The organism is Microbacterium sp. C23T, assembly GCF_053345975.1.
Window position 1 is genome coordinate 33095 of record NZ_JBKFBD010000028.1, and the last position, 16764, is coordinate 49858.

Below are 16764 nucleotides of genomic sequence, written 5' to 3' on the forward strand. Positions count from 1 at the left end.
GTCCCATCGGAGGTTCGCATGCCCGCCGTCGTCGCCACGATGTCGCTCTCGCTCGACGGGATCGGCGCCGGAGTCCATCAGACCGAGGAGCGCCCGTTCGGCGAGGTGCCCGAGGACGCGCTGCACCGCTGGATGTTCGAGACGCCCGACGAGAACCGCCCCGAGATCGACGCGATCGTCGACGCCGGCGCGTTCATCATGGGACGCCACATGTTCGGGCCGGTGCGGGGCGCGTGGGACCGCGACTGGCGGGGCTGGTGGGGGCCGAACCCGCCCTATCACGCCCCCGTCTTCGTGCTGACGCACTACCCGCGGGCCTCGATCGAGATGGAGGGGGGAACCACCTTCCACTTCGTGACCGACGGCATCCACGCGGCGCTGGATCGCGCGCGCGACGCGGCAGGCGACCGCGACGTCCACGTTGCGGGTGGCGTGTCGACGACGAACGCCTATCTGGCCGCCGGGCTCGTCGACGAGCTGGCGCTGCAGATCTCGCCGAGCATCATCGGGGGCGGGCTGCGCCTCTTCGACGGGATCGGCCCGTACCGGCTCGAGCAGATCTCGGGCCGGACGTCATCGCTCGTCACGCATGTCCGGTACCGCGTGCTTCCGGCGGAAGCCGCGGACTCCGCGTGACGGCGCATCAGCTCACGCGGGATCAGGCGCGGCGCGTCGTGGTGCGCGCGCAGCTGCTCGACGCGGAGCGCCCGGGCGACGTCGTCGAGGTGGCCGAGCAGCTCGGCTACATCAAGATCGACCCGACCGCGACGATCGCGCCCTGCGAGCACACCGTGCTGTGGTCGCGCATCGGCTGGTCGTACGAGCCCGGGCAATTGCGCAAGGTCGTCGAGGACGACCGGCTGCTCTTCGAGTTCGACGGCACATTCCGGCCGACGAGCCTGCTGCCCCTCATGCTTCCGGCCATGCGCCGGTGGCCGCAGCGCGAGAGCAGCCGGCAATGGCTCGAGGCGAACGCCGGATTCCGCGCCGACGTGCTCGTACGGCTGCGTGCCGAGGGCCCGCTGCTCGCGAGCGACATCCCCGATACGGCGCAGGTGAGCCGCGCGCCCGACGGCTGGTCGGGATCGAACCAGGTGCCCCACATGCTCGACTTCCTGCTGCGCCAGGGCGAAGTCGCGGTCACCCGCCGTGAGGGTCGGCATCGCGTGTGGGACCTCGCCGAGCGCGTCTACCCGCAGGACCTGCCCGAGTACGCGGACGATGAGGCCGCGGCACTGCTGGCGGCGCGCCGGCTCCAGTCGGCGGGGCTCACGAAACCCCACTGGTACTGGAGCGGCGTCGCGAAGGACTCCGGTGAGCCCGCCGTCATCGAGGGCAGCACCACGAAGTACCGCGTCGACCCCGAAGCCCTCGCCGCGCTCGGCGAGGAGGACTCCGGCGGTCGTGTCGCCTTCCTGAATCCGTACGACAGCCTGCTCTTCGACCGGAAGCGCCTCGAGGAGGCATTCGAGTTCACCTACGTGCTCGAGCAGTTCAAGCCGAAGGCCCAGCGGCGGTACGGCTTCTTCGCCCACCCGATCCTGATGGGCGACCGGTTCGTCGGCATGCTCGACGCGGAAGTCGACCGCGAGCGCGAGGTGCTCAAGATCAACGCCCTGCACGAGTTCCTGCCGTTCGAGCCCGAGGAGTCCGAGATGGTGCGCGCCGAGATCGCCGAACTCGCGGAATGGCTCGGGGTGGCCGTCACGGGTCTGCCCTGACGGGTGGGCCCAGGCGGCGGGACGCCGGGGCCGAGAGTCAGGGCACGCGGTTCGAGACGGTCAGCAGCACGACCGAGTCCTCGAGCGCCGCGAGGCTGTGGCGCTGCGGCGGAACCGTGAGGTGATCACCGGATGCCCCGTCCCAGGCGTCGTCGCCGGCGATGAGGCGTACGCGCCCACGCAGCACCTGCAGCGTGGCTTCGTGCGGGCTCTCGTGCTCAGCGAGTTCGTGCCCGGCGCGCAGCGCGATGACGGTCTCGCGCAGGGCGTGCTCATGCCCGCCGCGGATGGTGCGTGCGGCGCGCCCGCTCGACGCATCGCGCGCCTTCGCGGTCAGGTCGTCGATCAGATCGGCCAGATCCGTGCTGTCCATCCGCGTCGCCTCCATCGCTCGACTGGCCGGAGTCTACCCGCGCAGGTCGTCGTGGAGACAGGGTTCAGTCCGGGATCAGGCTCAGCCGACCGATTCCGCCGAGCCCCCTTCGTCGGGAGGTTCGGGCACGACGTGAAGACCGGCCGGGGAGTTCGCGGTGCGCATCAGCGCCTCGAGCCACGTGCGGTTGGTCTTCGCCGGCCGCCCTCCGTAGAAGGAGAAGACGAGGCTGGCCCCCGCGTGCACCCAGATCGTGGTGCGGCCGCCGCCGGTGCTGACGTCGCCGGCCCACGTGAAGAAGAAGGGTTCGTTGCGGCGCAGTTTGGTGCCGATCGCGACCTGGAGGTGCGAGAGCACCCGATCATCGAACTCCGCCGGATGCCTCCTTCGTAGATGAACTTGCCCACGTGCCTCCTTCACGGGCCCTCCGCCCAGAGAGAGCCTCTCAGGCGGACCGACTGCGGCCCGGGGCTGCTGGTCGTCGCGCGAAAGCGCGGCACTCGAAACGAAACGGCTCAGTGACCGCGCATCGTCTGGCGCGGCGATCGTCCGTACGCGTCGCGGTAGTGGCGCGCGAACCGCGACGCGCTTGCGAATCCCCAGCGCTGGGCGATCTCGGCGACCGATGCGCCTGTCGCGACCTGCAGTTCCGCATGCGCTCCGGCGAGGCGCTGCGTGCGCAGATACTCCATCGGGGTCTGGTCCAGAGCGCGACGGAAGGCGTACTGCAGTCCGCGCGGGGAGATGTCGGCGGCCAGCGCCACGTCGTCGATGGTGATCGCCTCGTGCGCATGCTGCTCCATGTACGCGATCGCGCGGCGAACGGTCCGGGGCGCCGCGGTGCGCTGCGTGGAGCGCTCGAGAGCGGTCATGAACGCGGGGGAGAAAGCGGCGAGCGTGGTGTGCAGCGCATGGCGCCGCAGTTCCGCCTCGACGATCGCGGAGGTCGGCACGCCCGCGAACAGGGTGCTCGCGACGTGCTGGAAGACGCGCTCCCAGTGCGTGGCGAAATCGCGATCGACCGGGGAAGATCCCACCGTCGCCGACCGCAGGGAGAACCTGTCGTCGCCGGTCATGCGTCGGGCGTCGTCCTCGGCCTCCGCCCGGTCGAACACGAAGGCGCGCACATCGGCCTGCTGCCGCCAGCGAGCCGACGTCGGCCCGTCGAGGGCGAGCCACGGCAGGCCGGCGTTCAGGTCTCCGCGGGGTGTGCCCACCCACGCGCCGCGAGACGCGACGCGGCAGGCCATCATCTGATCGTCCGGTTCGATGGCGGACTGGACCGACGCACTCAGGCGATAGCTGACGAGGGAGAAGCCGGACAGCGCCGCCGACGTCCACGAGAAGCCGAACGTGCGCGGGTCGACCTTCTGCAGCGCGGCCGACGGCACGAAGCGGCGCCATGTCTCCTCGACGTCGCCGACCTCGCGCGACGCAAACTTCAGCAGCTCGCCCAACGTTCCCCCGTATCAGCGTGCAGGCGAGTGCCCGCTCCGCGCGTAGGGCGAGTACGCGGCAATCTCGCTACTCTATCCCGCCGCGTCGCGGTCGGCGGTCGGCGTGGGGCGGCCGGCGCCGGGTCACGCGTCGGCGCTGGATCGCAGCATCCGGGAATCCACACGCGGCGCTCGCGGTTGGAGGATCATTGCGCTGAAGGGAGCCCTCATGAACGGACTCGAGGTCACCGTCCTGCTCGGAATCACCGTCCTCACCGGCGCGATCCTCGCACCGAGGTTCCGGGTGGCGATGCCGCTGCTCCTCCTGGTCGCGGGGCTCGCGCTCGGGTTCATCCCCGAGGTGCGCGAGATCGTCCTGCCGCCGGAGACCGTCCTGCTGCTGTTCCTCCCGGTGCTGCTGTTCTGGGAGAGCATGACCACCTCGCTGCGGTCGATCCGCCGCGACTTCCGCGGCATCTTCCTCATGAGCACCGGGCTCGTGGTCGCCAGCGCCTTCGCGGTCGCGGGGATCGCGTACGCGCTCGGGCTGCCGTGGGACGCCGCGCTCATCCTCGGTGCAGCGGTGGCCCCGACCGACGCCACCGCCGTGGCCGCGCTCGGCCGCATGCTGCCCCGCCGCAACTTCATGAACCTCAAGGCCGAGAGCCTCACCAACGACGGCACCGCGCTCGTCATCTACGGCGTCGCCGTCGGCGTCGCGGTGGGCGGGCAGTACACGCCCCTCGACATCACAGGGCTGGTGCTGCTGTCGTACGTGGGCGGCGCGGCCGCGGGCGTCGTCGTGGCCGGGATCGCCTACCTGGTCATGCGGCGCCTCCGCAACACGCTCAACCTGAACATCGCGCTCCTGCTGGTGCCGTTCACGGCGTTCCTCATCGCGGAACTCGTCCACGCGTCGGGGGTTCTCGCGGTGGTCGTGGCGGGCCTCATCGTCGCGTACATCCAGCCGCGCATCAGCACGGCCGCCTCGCGCCGCCAGGCGGCGTGGACCTGGCCACTGGGCTCCTTCCTCCTCAACGGCTCGCTGTTCGTCCTGATCGGGTTCGAGGTGCAGGCGGTGGCCCACGAGATCCCCGGCCGCGAGATCGGCTGGCTCGTGGTGATGACCGTCGCCGTGTGGCTCGTGCTGCTCGTCGCGCGGTTCGTGTTCCAGACGACCTCCGTCATGATCATCCGCCTGCTCGACCGACGCCCGTCCCAGCGTCTGCGCCGCACGACCTACCGGGCGCGCATCGTGAGCGCCGTCGCGGGGTTCCGCGGCGCGGTGTCGCTGGCGATCGCGCTGTCGGTGCCGCTGACCACGGCCGCGGGGGAGTCGCTCCCAGGCCGCGACGAGATCATCTTCGTCACCGCCGGGGTCATCGTGCTGACGCTCCTCGTGCAGGGGCCGCTGCTGCCGGTGGTCGTGCGGTGGGCGCGTCTGCCCGACGACTCCGCGCTGCAGCACGAGCTGGAACTCGCCGAACGTGCCATCACGGGTGCCGCGCTGACCGCGGTCAAGGAGCTCGCCCACGACCACGGCATCAGCGAGGAGATCCGCGATCGCCTCACGCGCGACTACTACGAGTACCTCGAGCGCAACAACGAGCGTGTCCAGGCCCGCGAACAGGCCGAGGTCGACCGTCAGATCGCGGACCTCGATCGGAGGTTCGAGGGCACGGAGACGGCTGCCGAGGCATCCGCGACCGCCACGGCTCTCCTGGAGGCGCCTGCGCCGCTGCCCTCGCCCCGCGAGCGTGACGAGGAGTACTCGCGGCTGCGCATCGCGGTGCTCGACCGCAAGCGCGAGGTGCTCTATCGCCTCCGCCGCGAAGGCGCGGTCGACGATGCCGTGGTGACGCAGATCCAGACGCGCCTCGATGTCGAGGAGCTGCGGATCACCGGCATCGAAGTGCTCGACTGAGTCTGCTCCGGCGGGTCACGCCGCGGACTCGCGCAGGCCCGCCGTGATCAGGTCCGCGAGGGCGGGCAGGTCCGCCGATTCTGCGGAGTCGATAGGCGTCTCCTCGCCAGTGATCGGCTCATCGTCCCCGACGCGGTCGAGGAGCGTCGGCGTGGTGATGATCGCGACCCAGGCCGCAGCCGCGGTGCGCACCCGACGGGCGGCGATCGGGTGGAGGATGCTGGCGCCGAGCACACGCTCGACGATCGCCTGCAGCTGACTGCGGTAGTCGTGGAGCTTCTCGCGCACCTCCGGGTGCGTGCGGTGCTCGCGCCACACGATGACCCGCCGCACCGCCGAGTCCGCCTGCAGTTCGCGCAGCCGGTCCGTCACGTTCAGCAGGGTCTGTGCCGGATCCCCCCGCGCGATCAGTTCGGAGGTGTCGATCGGATCGAGGTCCAGACGCTCACCCACGAGCGCCCGCAGCAGATCGGTCTTGGTGGGGAAGTAGTAGAAGAGGAGCCCTTTCGGGACGCCGGCGAGATCGGCGATCGCCATCGTCGGCGTGGCATCGAAGCCGCGCTCCGCGAAGAGGCGCTCGGCCGCGTCGAGGATCAGCGTGCGGCTTTCGCGACTGCGGGTCATGTCGTGTCCTGGAGAAAGACGGCGGGGGCGTCGGTCTGATCCGGCGCCCCCGTCTCGGCTCGCACCTCAGTGCGGGATGGCCTGGTCGTGCATGTGCATGGCGGGTCTCACGGCGAGCGCGGCGACGATCACCGCGACCGCTCCGCCGATCCAGCTGACCCAGGCGGCGCCGGACTGCATGCTGGCGTAACCGCCGAGCCACGGAGCCACGAACAGCAGGGCGCCGAGCGCCAGCTGCACGTACTCCATCGCCACCATCCCCGGCATGGCGAGGTTGGCGACGCCCGCGGCGATCAGCAGAACGCCGACGATGAGCATCCAGGGCATCGAGGCGCCCATCTGCGGCAGCGCGAACGCGCAGACTGCGGCCACGAGGCCGACTCCGGCTGCGACCCAGTCCTCCCAGCGAGTCCACTTCTTCATTCGGATCTCCTCCTTCCGAGACCTGATGGCTCCCGATCGGGGGTCGATTCGAACGGTACGCCTGACTGACCGACCGGTCAAGAACCAAGCGGACGGATGGCGCGGATGCCCCGGATTCAGGCGCGCGTGGACTGCCAGCCGAGCTCGGGCGCGACGTACTTCGCGAACGACTCGACCACGCGCAGGTTGAACTCGACGCCCAGCTGGCTCGGGATCGTGAGCATGAGGGTGTCGGCTGAGGCGATCGCGGCGTCCTCCTTGAGCTGCTCGACGAGTTCGTCGGGCTCCGCCGCGTACGTCTTCCCGAAGGTCGAGCGGATGCCGTCGATCACGCCGATCTGGTCGCCGTCCTGGCGCCCGCCGAAGTACATCCGCTCTTCGGCGGTCGTGATCGGGAAGATCGACCTGCTCACCGACACGCGCGGTTCGCCGGCGTGCCCGGCTTCGCGCCACGCGGCGCGGAACGCGTCGATCTGCTGCGCCTGCAGCAGGTCGAACGGGGTGCCGTCGGCTTCGGTGAGGAGGGTGGACGACATGAGGTTCACGCCCGTGCGGCCGGCCCATTCCGCCGAGTCGCGATTGCCGGCGCCCCACCACACGCGAGAGCGCAGGCCGGGGGAGTGCGGCTCGATGCGCTGCAGCCCGGTGGCGCCGGTGCCGAAGGGGGACGAGGCATCCCGTTCCGCGAGGCCCTCGCCGTCGATCGCCCGGAGGAACAGATCGAAGTGCTCGCGCGCGAGGTCCGCGCCGCGCGGGTCCTCCGAGCCGGTGTAGCCGAACGCCTCGTAGCCGCGGACGACCGTCTCGGGTGAGCCACGGCTCACGCCGAGCGCGAGCCTGCCGTCGGAGATGAGGTCGACGGCGGCAGCCTCCTCGGCGAGGTAAAGAGGGTTCTCGTAGCGCATGTCGATGACGCCGGTGCCGACCTCGATGTTCTCGGTGCGCGCGGCGATGGCGGCCAGGAGCGGCATGGGCGAGGACTGCTGGCGCGCGAAGTGGTGCACGCGGAAGTACGCGCCGTTCACCCCCAGCTCGTCCATGCCCTGGGCGAGGTCGATCGCCTGCAGCATCGAGTCGGCGGCGGTGAGCTGCCTCCCGCCGCCGAGCGGGCCGTAGTGTCCGAACGAGAGGGTTCCGAATCGCTGCATGTCGTCTGCAACCGTACGCGCGCAGCATCCATTCCGGTGAATGCACTCTCGCTGCGGGGGTGGCGCGCCGATCGCGAGGCGTCATGTCGCGTCATCGGGGAAGCGATCGGCGCGCCGCGTGGTTGCCTCGAAGCATGACCTTCATCGGAACCAGCTCCCTCGACGTCCTTCCCCTCTCGCTCGGCGGCAACGTGTTCGGCTGGACGGCCGACCGCGAGGCGTCGTTCGAGATCCTCGACGCGTTCCACGCCGGCGGCGGGAACTTCATCGACACCGCCGATTCGTACAGCGCGTGGGTCGACGGCAACTCCGGCGGCGAGAGCGAGACGATCATCGGCGAGTGGCTCGCGGCACGGAAGCCCGGGAACGTCGTCGTCGCGACGAAGGTGAGTCAGCACCCCGAGTTCAAGGGCCTCTCGGCGAAGAACGTCCGGGCCGCCGCGGAAGCGTCGCTGAAGCGCCTGGGCGTCGACACCATCGACCTCTACTACGCACACTTCGACGACGAGACGGTGCCGCTGGAGGAGACCGTCGCCGCCTTCGGCGAGCTCGTCACCGACGGACTCGTGCGCTACACCGCGGTCTCGAACTACAGCGCCGACCGCATCCGCGAGTGGGTCGGTCTCGCCCAGGCTGCGGGCAGTGCGCTTCCGGTCGCGATCCAGCCGCACTACAACCTCGTGCACCGCAACGACATCGAGGAGCACATCATCCCGCTGGCGCAGGAGTTCGACCTGAGCCTGGTGCCCTACTTCTCCCTCGCGAAGGGCTTCCTCACCGGCAAGTACCGGACGACGGATGCCGCTGGCCAGTCCTCCCCGCGCGCCGGCGCTGCGTCGCAGTACGCGACCGCGCAGGGGCTCGAGATCATCGACGCGCTCGAGGGGATCGGCCGTACCCACGGCGCCTCGATCGCGGCGACGGCCCTGGCGTGGCTGCGCGCGCAGCCGACGGTGGCAGCGCCCATCGCGAGCGCGTCGCGCGTGGAGCAGGTCTCGGATCTGCTCGACGGCGCCCGCGTCGAGCTCACGGCCGACGAGGTCGAGACCCTCAGCCGCGTGTCGGAGTGGACGCCCGCCGCCGTCTGATCCCAGGTTGGGCCCCGCGCCGGCTCAGGCCGGTTGCGGGGCCACCGTCTGCAGCACCTCCACGACGGGCGCGAGCTCGGGCTGCTCCGCCGCCTCGGCGAGCACCCGGACGAGCGTCTCGTCGTGGATGGGGTGGGCGCGGTCGTACAGCGCGCGCCCGGCCGGAGTGAGCTCGGTGTAGATGCCGCGCCGGTCGTCGGCGCACAGGATGCGCGTGATGAGAGCGCGGTCCTCGAGGCGGTTCACGAGGCGCGTGGTGGCGCTCGGGCTCAGCGCGGTCGCGCGAGCAAGCTGCTGCATGCGCATGTGCCAGCCGTCCTGACGGCTGAGGGCGTCGAGCACGGTGTACTCGACCACCGAAAGCTCGACCGAAGCGGCGAGTGCGCGCTCGAGCTCGGCCTCGATGAGTCCGTGCAGGGCGGCGAGGGTGCGCCAGCCCTGAGCGCGCACCTCGACGGCGTCGTCTGCGATGCCCATGAGTCCTCCTGATCGATGCGACGGGTCGATGCGAACGCATAGTTGTTTGCGCGTTTATCTAGCGTGTGCAACTATTTATCTCGCTTACGCAATATCCCGCGTGTGCAACTAAACCCCAGCATACCAGGAGATCCCTCATGCCACTCGGACTCGTCGCGTTCGCCATGGGCGCCTTCGGCATCGGACTCACGGAGTTCGTCATCATGGGCCTGCTGCCCGAGGTCGCCCGCGACTTCGCCGTCAGCGAGGCGGCGGCGGGCTGGCTCATCTCCGGCTACGCCCTCGGCGTCGTCGTCGGTGCTCTCGGGCTCACCGCCGCCACGACCCGTCTGCCGCGCAAGCCCGTGCTGCTCGGCCTCATCGTGCTCTTCATCGCCGGGAACGTGCTCACGGCACTCGCCCCGGACTACGGCATCGCGATGACCGGCCGCATCCTCGCCGCCCTGTCGCACGGTGCCTTCTTCGGTATCGGCTCCGTGGTCGCGGCGAGCCTCGTGGCACCCGAGAAGCGCGCCGGCGCGATCGCCATCATGTTCACCGGTCTTACCGCGGCCAACGTGCTGGGCGTTCCGTTCGGCACGTTCCTCGGTCAGCAGTTCGGATGGCGGTCGACGTTCTGGGTCATCGCCGGCATCGGCGTCATCGCGTTCGCCGGCATCGCCGCTCTCGTCCCCGCCCCGTCGGGCGCGCAGGAGCGCATCAGCCTCCGCCGCGAGCTGCGGGCATTCCGCTCGACCCAGGTGTGGCTGTCGCTGGTCGTCACGGTCCTGGCCTTCGGCGGCATGTTCGGTGCCTTCACCTACATCGCCTACACGCTCACCGAGGTGAGCGGCTTCGCGCCCGGTGCCGTGCCGTGGCTGCTCGTGCTGTTCGGCGCCGGTCTCGTCGGCGGCAACTGGCTGGGCGGACGCCTGGCCGACCGGCGCCTGGACGCGACGCTGATCGCGTTCATCGCGGCGCTCGTGGTCGTGCTCGTCGCGTTCGCCCTGTTCGCCGGCTCTCAGGCCGCGACGATCGCCGGACTCGTGCTGATGGGCGCCTTCGGCTTCGGCACCGTGCCGGGGCTGCAGAGCCGCATCATGGACTACGCCGACGGCGCTCCGACGCTCGCCTCGGGTGCCAACATCGGCGCGTTCAACGTCGGCAACGCGCTGGGCGCGTGGGCCGGCGGCGTCGGGATCAGCATGGGACTGGGGTACACCGCTCCCGTCTGGATCGGCGCGGTCATCTCGGCCGCGGGGCTCGTCGTGATGATCGTCGCCGCTCTCCTGGCCTACCGCGCGCGACGCCGCGTCGTGCGGACCGTGCGATCTGTCGTGCCCGCGACCACGGGCACGGTCCCGATTCCCGTGGTGTGAGGGCTGCCTCCGCAGTCGTTCACTCCCGCGTCGCCCGGTCCTCGCGATGGGTCTCCGCTCCGGCAAGTGCCTCCGTGAGCTCGGCGCGCGATCCGATGCCCAGCTTCGTGTACACCTTGCGCAGGTGGTACTCCACGGTCTTCGGACTCAGGAAGAGCGCGGCCGCGGCCTCTCGCGTCGTGCGCCCCTCGGCGAGGAGCACGCTCACTTGGAGCTCCTGTGAGGTGAGAGCGCCGACGGCGTTGCCACCGGAAGCCCGGACGTGCTCGCCGGTGGCGGTGAGCTCGGCCGCGGCGCGATCACGCCACACCACCGCCCCCAGTTCGGTGAAGCCGCCGAGTGCCGCTCGCAATTGCGCGCGCGCATCGATCCGCCGACCCGACCGGCGCAGCCACTCGCCGTACGCGAGGCGGGTCCGAGCGGCCTCGAATCGATCGAGAGTCTGCTCGTGCCATCCGAGCGCCGACTCGAACCACCTCTCCGATGCACCGTCCTCGCCGGCGATCCCCATCGCGCGGTCCGCGCGGGCGCGCGCCCACGGCTGTCCCTTCGCCATCGCGCGCTCGCGATACGACGACGCGCTGGCTCCAGCCTCCGCGTGCCGCCCGACCCGTACGAGTGCGTCGGTGTGCTCCGGCCCGGGAGCGAGGTCGACGTCGTCCAGCCCGAGACGCTCGAGCAGGCCGATCAGCTCCGCGAAGAGTCCGACCGCGGCCTCGGGATGCCCCATCGACAGCTCGAGGTCGCCCAGCGCGTGCCCCACCCACACCTCGCCGACGTGGATGCCGCGCTCGGCGCACTGCGACCGTGCCGCGTCGCCGTGTGCGCGGCACGCATCGGCGCGCCCGGCTCGTGAATCCAGACGGGTGAGCCCCGCCAGCGACATGGCCAGTTCCGTGGTCTGACCGGTATCGCTCGCGAGCCGGATCGCCTCGGTGAAGTTCGCCTCGGCGTACACCCAGGTCGCGGCCGTCGTCGCCTGGTCGACGGCGACATGGAAGAGGAGCGCCGGCAGAGCGCCGATCCCGGCGGCTCCGCGCACCTCGTCGACGAGCTGACGAAGCCTCACGCCGCTCGTGGCGTCGCGAAGGTACAGCGGCGCCAGCATCAGCCACGACAGCCGGCGTGGATCCCCACTCAGGTCGGGGTCGGTCTCGAGGAGCGGCACAGCGGCGCGGATCTCGTCGGCGCCGCCGTGCCCCGCGAGGGTCTTCGCCATGCCCGATGCCATCAGCCCCAGCGCGTGGGCCCGCGTGGTCCGCACCTCTGGCCGGATCTCGGCGATCCTGTCGGCCAACGCCAGCGCCGTTCGGGCATCGCCCAGGTAATACGTGGCGTGTACGGCATCCGCGAGGGCGACGGTCGCGGCATCCGCCGAGGTCGCATAGTCGGCGGCGCGCAGCAGGATGTCGAGCGCCTCCCGCAGCGAGCCGGAACGGGCCGCGACCGACGCGCGCAGCTCGACCTCGCGCAGAGTGTCGGCCGCGGGTTCCGGGCTGGCGGCGATCACCTCGCCGGCCCGGCGATCGAGGAGGGCGACGGCGCGGCCTCCGTCGCCGGCCTCCCACGCGGCATCCGCGGCACGGAGCAGGCGTGCGCAGCGCGCGCCGGCGGCGGGGGTCAGCCGTGCAGAACGTTCGAACGCCCCGGATGCGACCGCATAGGCGGCGCGCGCGAGGGCATGGCCGCCGGCTTCGGAGAGGAGCGCGGCGACCGCCTCGTCGGGGTGGGACGTCGCTTCCGACAGATGCCACGCCCTTCGGTCGACGTCTCCGGGCGGCGCGGCGTCGGCGGCTGCCCGATGCGCCGCCCGTCGCGCCTGGGCCGACGCGCCCGAGTACACGGCCGCGCGCAGGAGCGGATGCCGGAAGCCGACCCGTCCGTCGTGCACGCTGATCAGGTCCAGGTCCTCCGCGGCATCGAGATCCGCCACATCCACGCCGTACGCCGCACACGCCGAGCTGACGAAGCGGTGGTCTGATCCGCAGACGGCCGCGATCAGCAGAGCGGCACGGCACTCGGCGTCCAGTTCGGCCACGCGCCGTCCGAACGCGTCGATCACGGCGCGGGGTACCCGCAGCGGCAGCCCCGTCTCGAGGCTCTCGACCACGTCGAGCTCGGCCGCACGCAGTTCGAGCATCGCGAGGGGATTGCCGTCGGTGGCGCGGTGCAGCGTGCGGACGCGGTCGTCCGAAACGGCCTCGCCGGCCGCCCGACCGAGGATCGTGCGAGCCGAGTCGAGATCCACTCCGCTGAGCGACAGCGTCGGGAGACCTGTGACGACCTCATCGCCCTCGGGACTGCGCACGCCGAACAGGGCGACGACAGGGTCTGCCGCGAGGCGCCGCACGGCGAAGACGAGCGCGTTCGATGACGGCACGTCGGCGAAGTGGAGGTCGTCGACGACGACGGCGACCGGCCCGTCCTCCGCGAACCGGCAGACCAGGCTCAGCACCGCGGCACCGATCGTGAACCGGTCGATCCCGTCGACGGAACGCGCGGCGCCGGGGAGCGACAGCGCCGCGGCGATGGCTTCCGCCTGCACCGGCGGAATGCCGTCGAGCGATCCCAGCGCCGGCCGCAGCAGCTGCAGCAGCGTGGCGAACGGGATCTCGCGCTCTGATTCGAGGCCGGTCGCGTGCAGCACGCGCATCCCCTCGAGCCGGGACACCGAGTCGTCGAGGAGTGCCGTCTTTCCGACGCCGGCTTCCCCGCGCACGACCAGGACGCCGCTCGTCCCCAGACGCGCGGCGGCCCCGAGCCGATCGATCGTCTGCTGCTCGGCCTGCCGACCCACCAGCATGGCCCGAGTCTACGACCGGGCCGACGACCAGGGGGGTCCACGGATGCGCCGGTGACCGGCGCATTTCTAACGTCGAGACAGCTGCTCAGCGCAGCCCACGACCGAAGGAGCCGCTGATGTCTCTCACCGCACCATCCACGCAGATCGACACCGACAAGCTGATGAGCTTCGTCTTCCGCGCCGTCGACGAGGTCGGCGCGACGCTCAACGCCGCCCTCGTCGTGATGGGCGACAAGCTGGGGTACTACAGGGATCTGGCCGACAACGGCCCGAGCACGCCGGCCCAGCTCGCCGAGCGCACGCAGACGGCGGAGCCGTACGCCCGCGAATGGCTGAACGCCCAGGCGGCGGGCGGCTACGTCGCATACGACCCCGCCACGAGGCGCTACACGCTTCCCGCCGAGCACGCGCTCGCCATGACCGACCCCGAGAGCGCCGCGTTCCTCCCCGGCTTCTTCCAGATCGCCCTCGGGACCGTGCATGATACCGAGCACATCGTTGACGCCGCACGCAGCGGCGCCGGGTACGGCTGGCACCAGCACGGCGAGGACGTCCACCTCGGCTGCGAGCGGTTCTTCCGCCCGAGCTACCACGCGAACCTCGTCGATGCGTGGATCCCCGCGCTCGACGGGGTCCGCGAGAAGCTCGAGGCCGGCGCTCTGGTCGCCGATGTCGGCTGCGGGCACGGGGCATCCACGATCCTGCTCGCGCAGGCCTTCCCGAACTCCACCTTCGTCGGTTCGGACTATCACGCCGAGTCGATCGAGACGGCGCGGGTACGCGCTGCCGAGGTCGGGATCGAGAACGTGAGCTTCGAGGTCGCCTCGGCCCAGGAGTTCGGCGGCAGCGGCTATGACCTGGTCGCGATGTTCGACTGCCTGCACGACATGGGCGACCCGGTGGGCGCCGCGCGCCGCGTGCGCGACGCGGTCGCCGACGACGGCACCTGGATGATCGTCGAGCCGATGGCAGGCGACAGCGTCGAGGACAACCTCAACCCGGTCGGCCGCGCCTACTACGGCTTCTCGACTCTCTTGTGCACGCCGTCCTCGCTCTCGCAGGACGTGGGCCTCGCCCTCGGTACGCAGGCCGGACCCGCGCGCATCCGCGATGTGACCGCCGCGGCCGGCTTCACCCGGTTCCGCACGGTGGCCGAGACGCCGTTCAACCGCGTGATCGAGGTGCGGCCCTGACGGGGAGGGGATGAGGGGAGCACACTGGGCGTGAACGCGAGGAGATGGCCGCCATGGGGAACCGCCAGACCTGGGTGAGGGCGCAGCGTCGCCCGCGGAGGGCCTTGTACCTCTCGTCCCCGATCGGCCTCGGTCACGCGCGGCGCGACGTCGCGATCGCCCAGGAGTTGCGACGCATCCACCCCGACTTGCAGATCGACTGGCTGGCGCAGCATCCGGTCACCCGTGTGCTGGCCGATGCCGGAGAGCGTGTGCACCCGGCATCCGCTCTCCTCGCGAACGAATCCGCGCACATCGAGGACGAGTCCGCCGACCACGATCTGCATGCGTTCCAGGCGATCCGCCGCATGGACGAGATCCTCGTGAACAACTTCATGGTCTTCAACGACGTCGTCGACGAGACCTACTACGACCTCGTGATCGGCGACGAGGCCTGGGACGTGGACTATTTCCTGCACGAGAACCCCGAGCTCAAACGGTTCGCGTTCGCCTGGATGACCGACTTCGTCGGGTGGCTGCCGATGCCGGGCGGCGGGGATGCCGAGGCCGCCCTCGCCGCCGACTACAACGCCGAGATGCTCGAGCAGCGCGCCCGATACCGGCGGCTCCGGGATCGCTCGATCTTCGTCGGGAACCCCGATGACATCGTGGATGCGGGCTTCGGGCCGGGTCTGCCCCGGATCCGGGAGTGGACGGAGGCGCATTACGACTTCGCGGGGTACGTCACCGGCTTCTCGCCGCCGACCGACGACGACCGCGCACGGGTTCGCGCGCAGCTCGGCTACCGGCCCGACGACGTGCTGTGCGTCGTCACCGTCGGCGGCTCGGGCGTCGGCGACGCGCTGCTGCATCGCGTGATGGATGCCGTGCCTCTGGCACGACGGATGCTCCCGCAGCTGCGGTTCCTGGTGGTGACCGGCCCGCGCATCGATCCGTCGTCAGTGCCTCGGCGACAGGGAGCGCGCGTGCGCGGATTCGTCCCCGACCTCTACCTCGCCCTGGCCGCCTGCGATGTCGCGGTGGTGCAGGGCGGTCTCACCACGTGCATGGAGCTGACCGCCGGTCGCCGGCCGTTCCTCTACGTGCCGCTGGAGAATCACTTCGAGCAGAACTTCCACGTGCGCCATCGGCTGGACCGGTACGGTGCGGGACGCTGCCTGCGGTACGCGGAGGCGTGCGATACGGCCGTGCTCGCCGAGGGTCTCGTGGCGGAGGTCTCCCGCGAGGTCGGCTACCGTCCCGTCGAGTCCGATGGCGCCGCACGGGCCGCGGCGATGCTCGGGGAGCTGATCTGATGCGCGCCCTCCAGCCGACCATGACCGGCGACCTCGACCGTGGGGGTATCCCGGTGCACTACGAGGTGTACGGCACCGGCTCGCCGACCGTCTACCTGCTCATGCCCGACGTGATCGTGCACAGCAGGGCGTGGAAGGCGCAGATCCCGTTCCTCGCCCGCTCCTTCCGCGTGGTCGTCAGCGATCCGCGAGGCAACGGTGGCAGTGGTCGCCCCGACTCGCCGGATCAGCTGGGTGACCGGCTGCTGCTCGACGACGAGTGGGCGGTGCTCGACGCCGTCGGCGCCGAGCAGGCGGTGCTCGTCGGCGTGTGCACGGGTGCGGGGCATGCGCTGATGATGGCGGCCGAGGCGCCCGAGCGTGTCCTCGGAGTCTGCGCCATCAATCCCGGCCTGCTCCTCACCGAGCCGCTGCCGCACCGGATCGCGTTCGACTTCGACGAACCCCGGGACTCGTACGAGGGCTGGCAGCAGCAGAACCGCCACTTCTGGCAAGAGGACTGGCCGGCGTTCTCCCGCTTCTTCTTCGGCGAGATGTTCCCGGAGCCGCACTCCACCAAGCAGCGCGAGGACTGCGTCGAGTGGTCGCTGGGGGCGGGCCCCGAGACGATGCTGCTCGAGTACGACTCGCCCCCGTACCTCGCGAACGCGGTCGACACGGCCACCGCTGTCTGCAAGGCGGTCCGCTGCCCTGTGCTCGTCATCACGGGCTCTCTCGACCAGTGCCAGAACCCGCTGCGGGGTCCGATCGTGGCCGATCTGACCGGCGGCGACCTCGTCGTCATCGACGGGCCGGACATCTGCCGCAGGCGCGCGATCCTGTGAAGGTGAACCTCCTGCTGCGCGACTTCATCGCCCGCGTGTAACCCTCTGTCAGACCCCAGCCGGCCGTGCCACCATTG

General features: G+C 70.8%; 16 protein-coding genes. 8 read left to right on the forward strand and 8 right to left on the reverse strand.

All coding sequences use genetic code 11. The features are described 5' to 3' along the window. Positions 1-18 precede the first annotated feature (18 nt). Both ACLBXX_RS15605 and ACLBXX_RS15610 read left to right on the forward strand, forming a co-directional pair. Positions 19-636 (forward strand): dihydrofolate reductase family protein, encoded by a 618-nt coding sequence (locus ACLBXX_RS15605; RefSeq protein ID WP_447658783.1) that lies wholly within the window; start codon positions 19-21, stop codon positions 634-636. Continuing rightward, the gene (locus ACLBXX_RS15610) at positions 633-1721 is read left to right on the forward strand and encodes a DNA glycosylase AlkZ-like family protein (RefSeq protein ID WP_447658784.1); all 1089 of its coding nucleotides are present in this window, start codon (positions 633-635) and stop codon (positions 1719-1721) included. The genes ACLBXX_RS15605 and ACLBXX_RS15610 overlap by 4 nt, the downstream gene beginning before the upstream one ends. A 37-nt stretch (positions 1722-1758) precedes the next feature. Here ACLBXX_RS15610 and ACLBXX_RS15615 read toward each other — a convergent pair whose 3' ends face one another. The 3 genes from ACLBXX_RS15615 to ACLBXX_RS15625 form a co-directional block, all read right to left on the reverse strand. Next, positions 1759-2094, reverse strand: coding sequence for a cupin domain-containing protein (locus ACLBXX_RS15615; protein WP_116196053.1), 336 nt, complete (start codon positions 2092-2094; stop codon positions 1759-1761). A gap of 81 nt (positions 2095-2175) precedes the next feature. Continuing rightward, complete coding sequence (locus ACLBXX_RS15620) at positions 2176-2451, reverse strand: DUF7882 family protein (RefSeq protein ID WP_447658785.1); 276 nt, start codon at positions 2449-2451, stop codon at positions 2176-2178. A 158-nt stretch (positions 2452-2609) separates the two neighbouring features. Beyond that, positions 2610-3551 carry a helix-turn-helix domain-containing protein gene (locus ACLBXX_RS15625; RefSeq protein ID WP_447658786.1) on the reverse strand — a complete coding sequence of 314 codons (942 nt, stop codon included), beginning with the start codon at positions 3549-3551 and terminating at the stop codon, positions 2610-2612. Positions 3552-3759: 208 nt separating this feature from the next. Here ACLBXX_RS15625 and ACLBXX_RS15630 point away from each other — a divergent pair, with 208 nt between their 5' ends. Further along, positions 3760-5454, forward strand: a complete 1695-nt coding sequence (locus ACLBXX_RS15630) for a Na+/H+ antiporter (RefSeq protein WP_447658787.1) — start codon at positions 3760-3762, stop codon at positions 5452-5454. A 15-nt stretch (positions 5455-5469) separates the two neighbouring features. Here the strand turns inward: ACLBXX_RS15630 and ACLBXX_RS15635 are convergent, their stop codons facing one another. The 3 genes from ACLBXX_RS15635 to ACLBXX_RS15645 all read right to left on the reverse strand — a co-directional run bounded on the left by ACLBXX_RS15635 (position 5470) and on the right by ACLBXX_RS15645 (position 7649). Then, positions 5470-6078 (reverse strand): TetR/AcrR family transcriptional regulator, encoded by a 609-nt coding sequence (locus ACLBXX_RS15635; protein ID WP_447658788.1) that lies wholly within the window; start codon positions 6076-6078, stop codon positions 5470-5472. Between the two features lie 66 nt (positions 6079-6144). Continuing rightward, on the reverse strand, positions 6145-6501 hold the full coding sequence (locus ACLBXX_RS15640) for an SPW repeat domain-containing protein (protein ID WP_447658789.1): 357 nt from the start codon (positions 6499-6501) through the stop codon (positions 6145-6147). Between the two features lie 116 nt (positions 6502-6617). Further along, a complete protein-coding gene (locus ACLBXX_RS15645; RefSeq protein ID WP_387138799.1) occupies positions 6618-7649 on the reverse strand; it encodes an LLM class flavin-dependent oxidoreductase in 1032 nt (343 codons plus the stop codon). Between the two features lie 134 nt (positions 7650-7783). Here ACLBXX_RS15645 and ACLBXX_RS15650 point away from each other — a divergent pair, with 134 nt between their 5' ends. After that, positions 7784-8737, forward strand: a complete 954-nt coding sequence (locus tag ACLBXX_RS15650) for an aldo/keto reductase (RefSeq protein ID WP_447658790.1) — start codon at positions 7784-7786, stop codon at positions 8735-8737. A gap of 24 nt (positions 8738-8761) precedes the next feature. Here ACLBXX_RS15650 and ACLBXX_RS15655 read toward each other — a convergent pair whose 3' ends face one another. Next, positions 8762-9214 (reverse strand): MarR family winged helix-turn-helix transcriptional regulator, encoded by a 453-nt coding sequence (locus ACLBXX_RS15655; RefSeq protein ID WP_376008368.1) that lies wholly within the window; start codon positions 9212-9214, stop codon positions 8762-8764. A gap of 137 nt (positions 9215-9351) precedes the next feature. Here ACLBXX_RS15655 and ACLBXX_RS15660 point away from each other — a divergent pair, with 137 nt between their 5' ends. Continuing rightward, positions 9352-10572, forward strand: a complete 1221-nt coding sequence (locus ACLBXX_RS15660; RefSeq protein WP_447658791.1) for an MFS transporter — start codon at positions 9352-9354, stop codon at positions 10570-10572. A 19-nt stretch (positions 10573-10591) separates the two neighbouring features. Here ACLBXX_RS15660 and ACLBXX_RS15665 read toward each other — a convergent pair whose 3' ends face one another. After that, positions 10592-13375 (reverse strand): AAA family ATPase, encoded by a 2784-nt coding sequence (locus ACLBXX_RS15665; protein ID WP_447658792.1) that lies wholly within the window; start codon positions 13373-13375, stop codon positions 10592-10594. A 116-nt stretch (positions 13376-13491) separates the two neighbouring features. Here ACLBXX_RS15665 and ACLBXX_RS15670 point away from each other — a divergent pair, with 116 nt between their 5' ends. The 3 genes from ACLBXX_RS15670 to ACLBXX_RS15680 all read left to right on the forward strand — a co-directional run bounded on the left by ACLBXX_RS15670 (position 13492) and on the right by ACLBXX_RS15680 (position 16687). Then, positions 13492-14568: a class I SAM-dependent methyltransferase gene (locus tag ACLBXX_RS15670; RefSeq protein ID WP_447658793.1), complete on the forward strand. Its 1077-nt coding sequence runs from the start codon at positions 13492-13494 to the stop codon at positions 14566-14568. 104 nt (positions 14569-14672) lie between these two features. After that, on the forward strand, positions 14673-15863 hold the full coding sequence (locus tag ACLBXX_RS15675; RefSeq protein WP_447658794.1) for a glycosyltransferase: 1191 nt from the start codon (positions 14673-14675) through the stop codon (positions 15861-15863). Next, complete coding sequence (locus tag ACLBXX_RS15680; RefSeq protein ID WP_447658795.1) at positions 15863-16687, forward strand: alpha/beta fold hydrolase; 825 nt, start codon at positions 15863-15865, stop codon at positions 16685-16687. The genes ACLBXX_RS15675 and ACLBXX_RS15680 overlap by 1 nt, the downstream gene beginning before the upstream one ends. Positions 16688-16764: the final 77 nt, after the last annotated feature.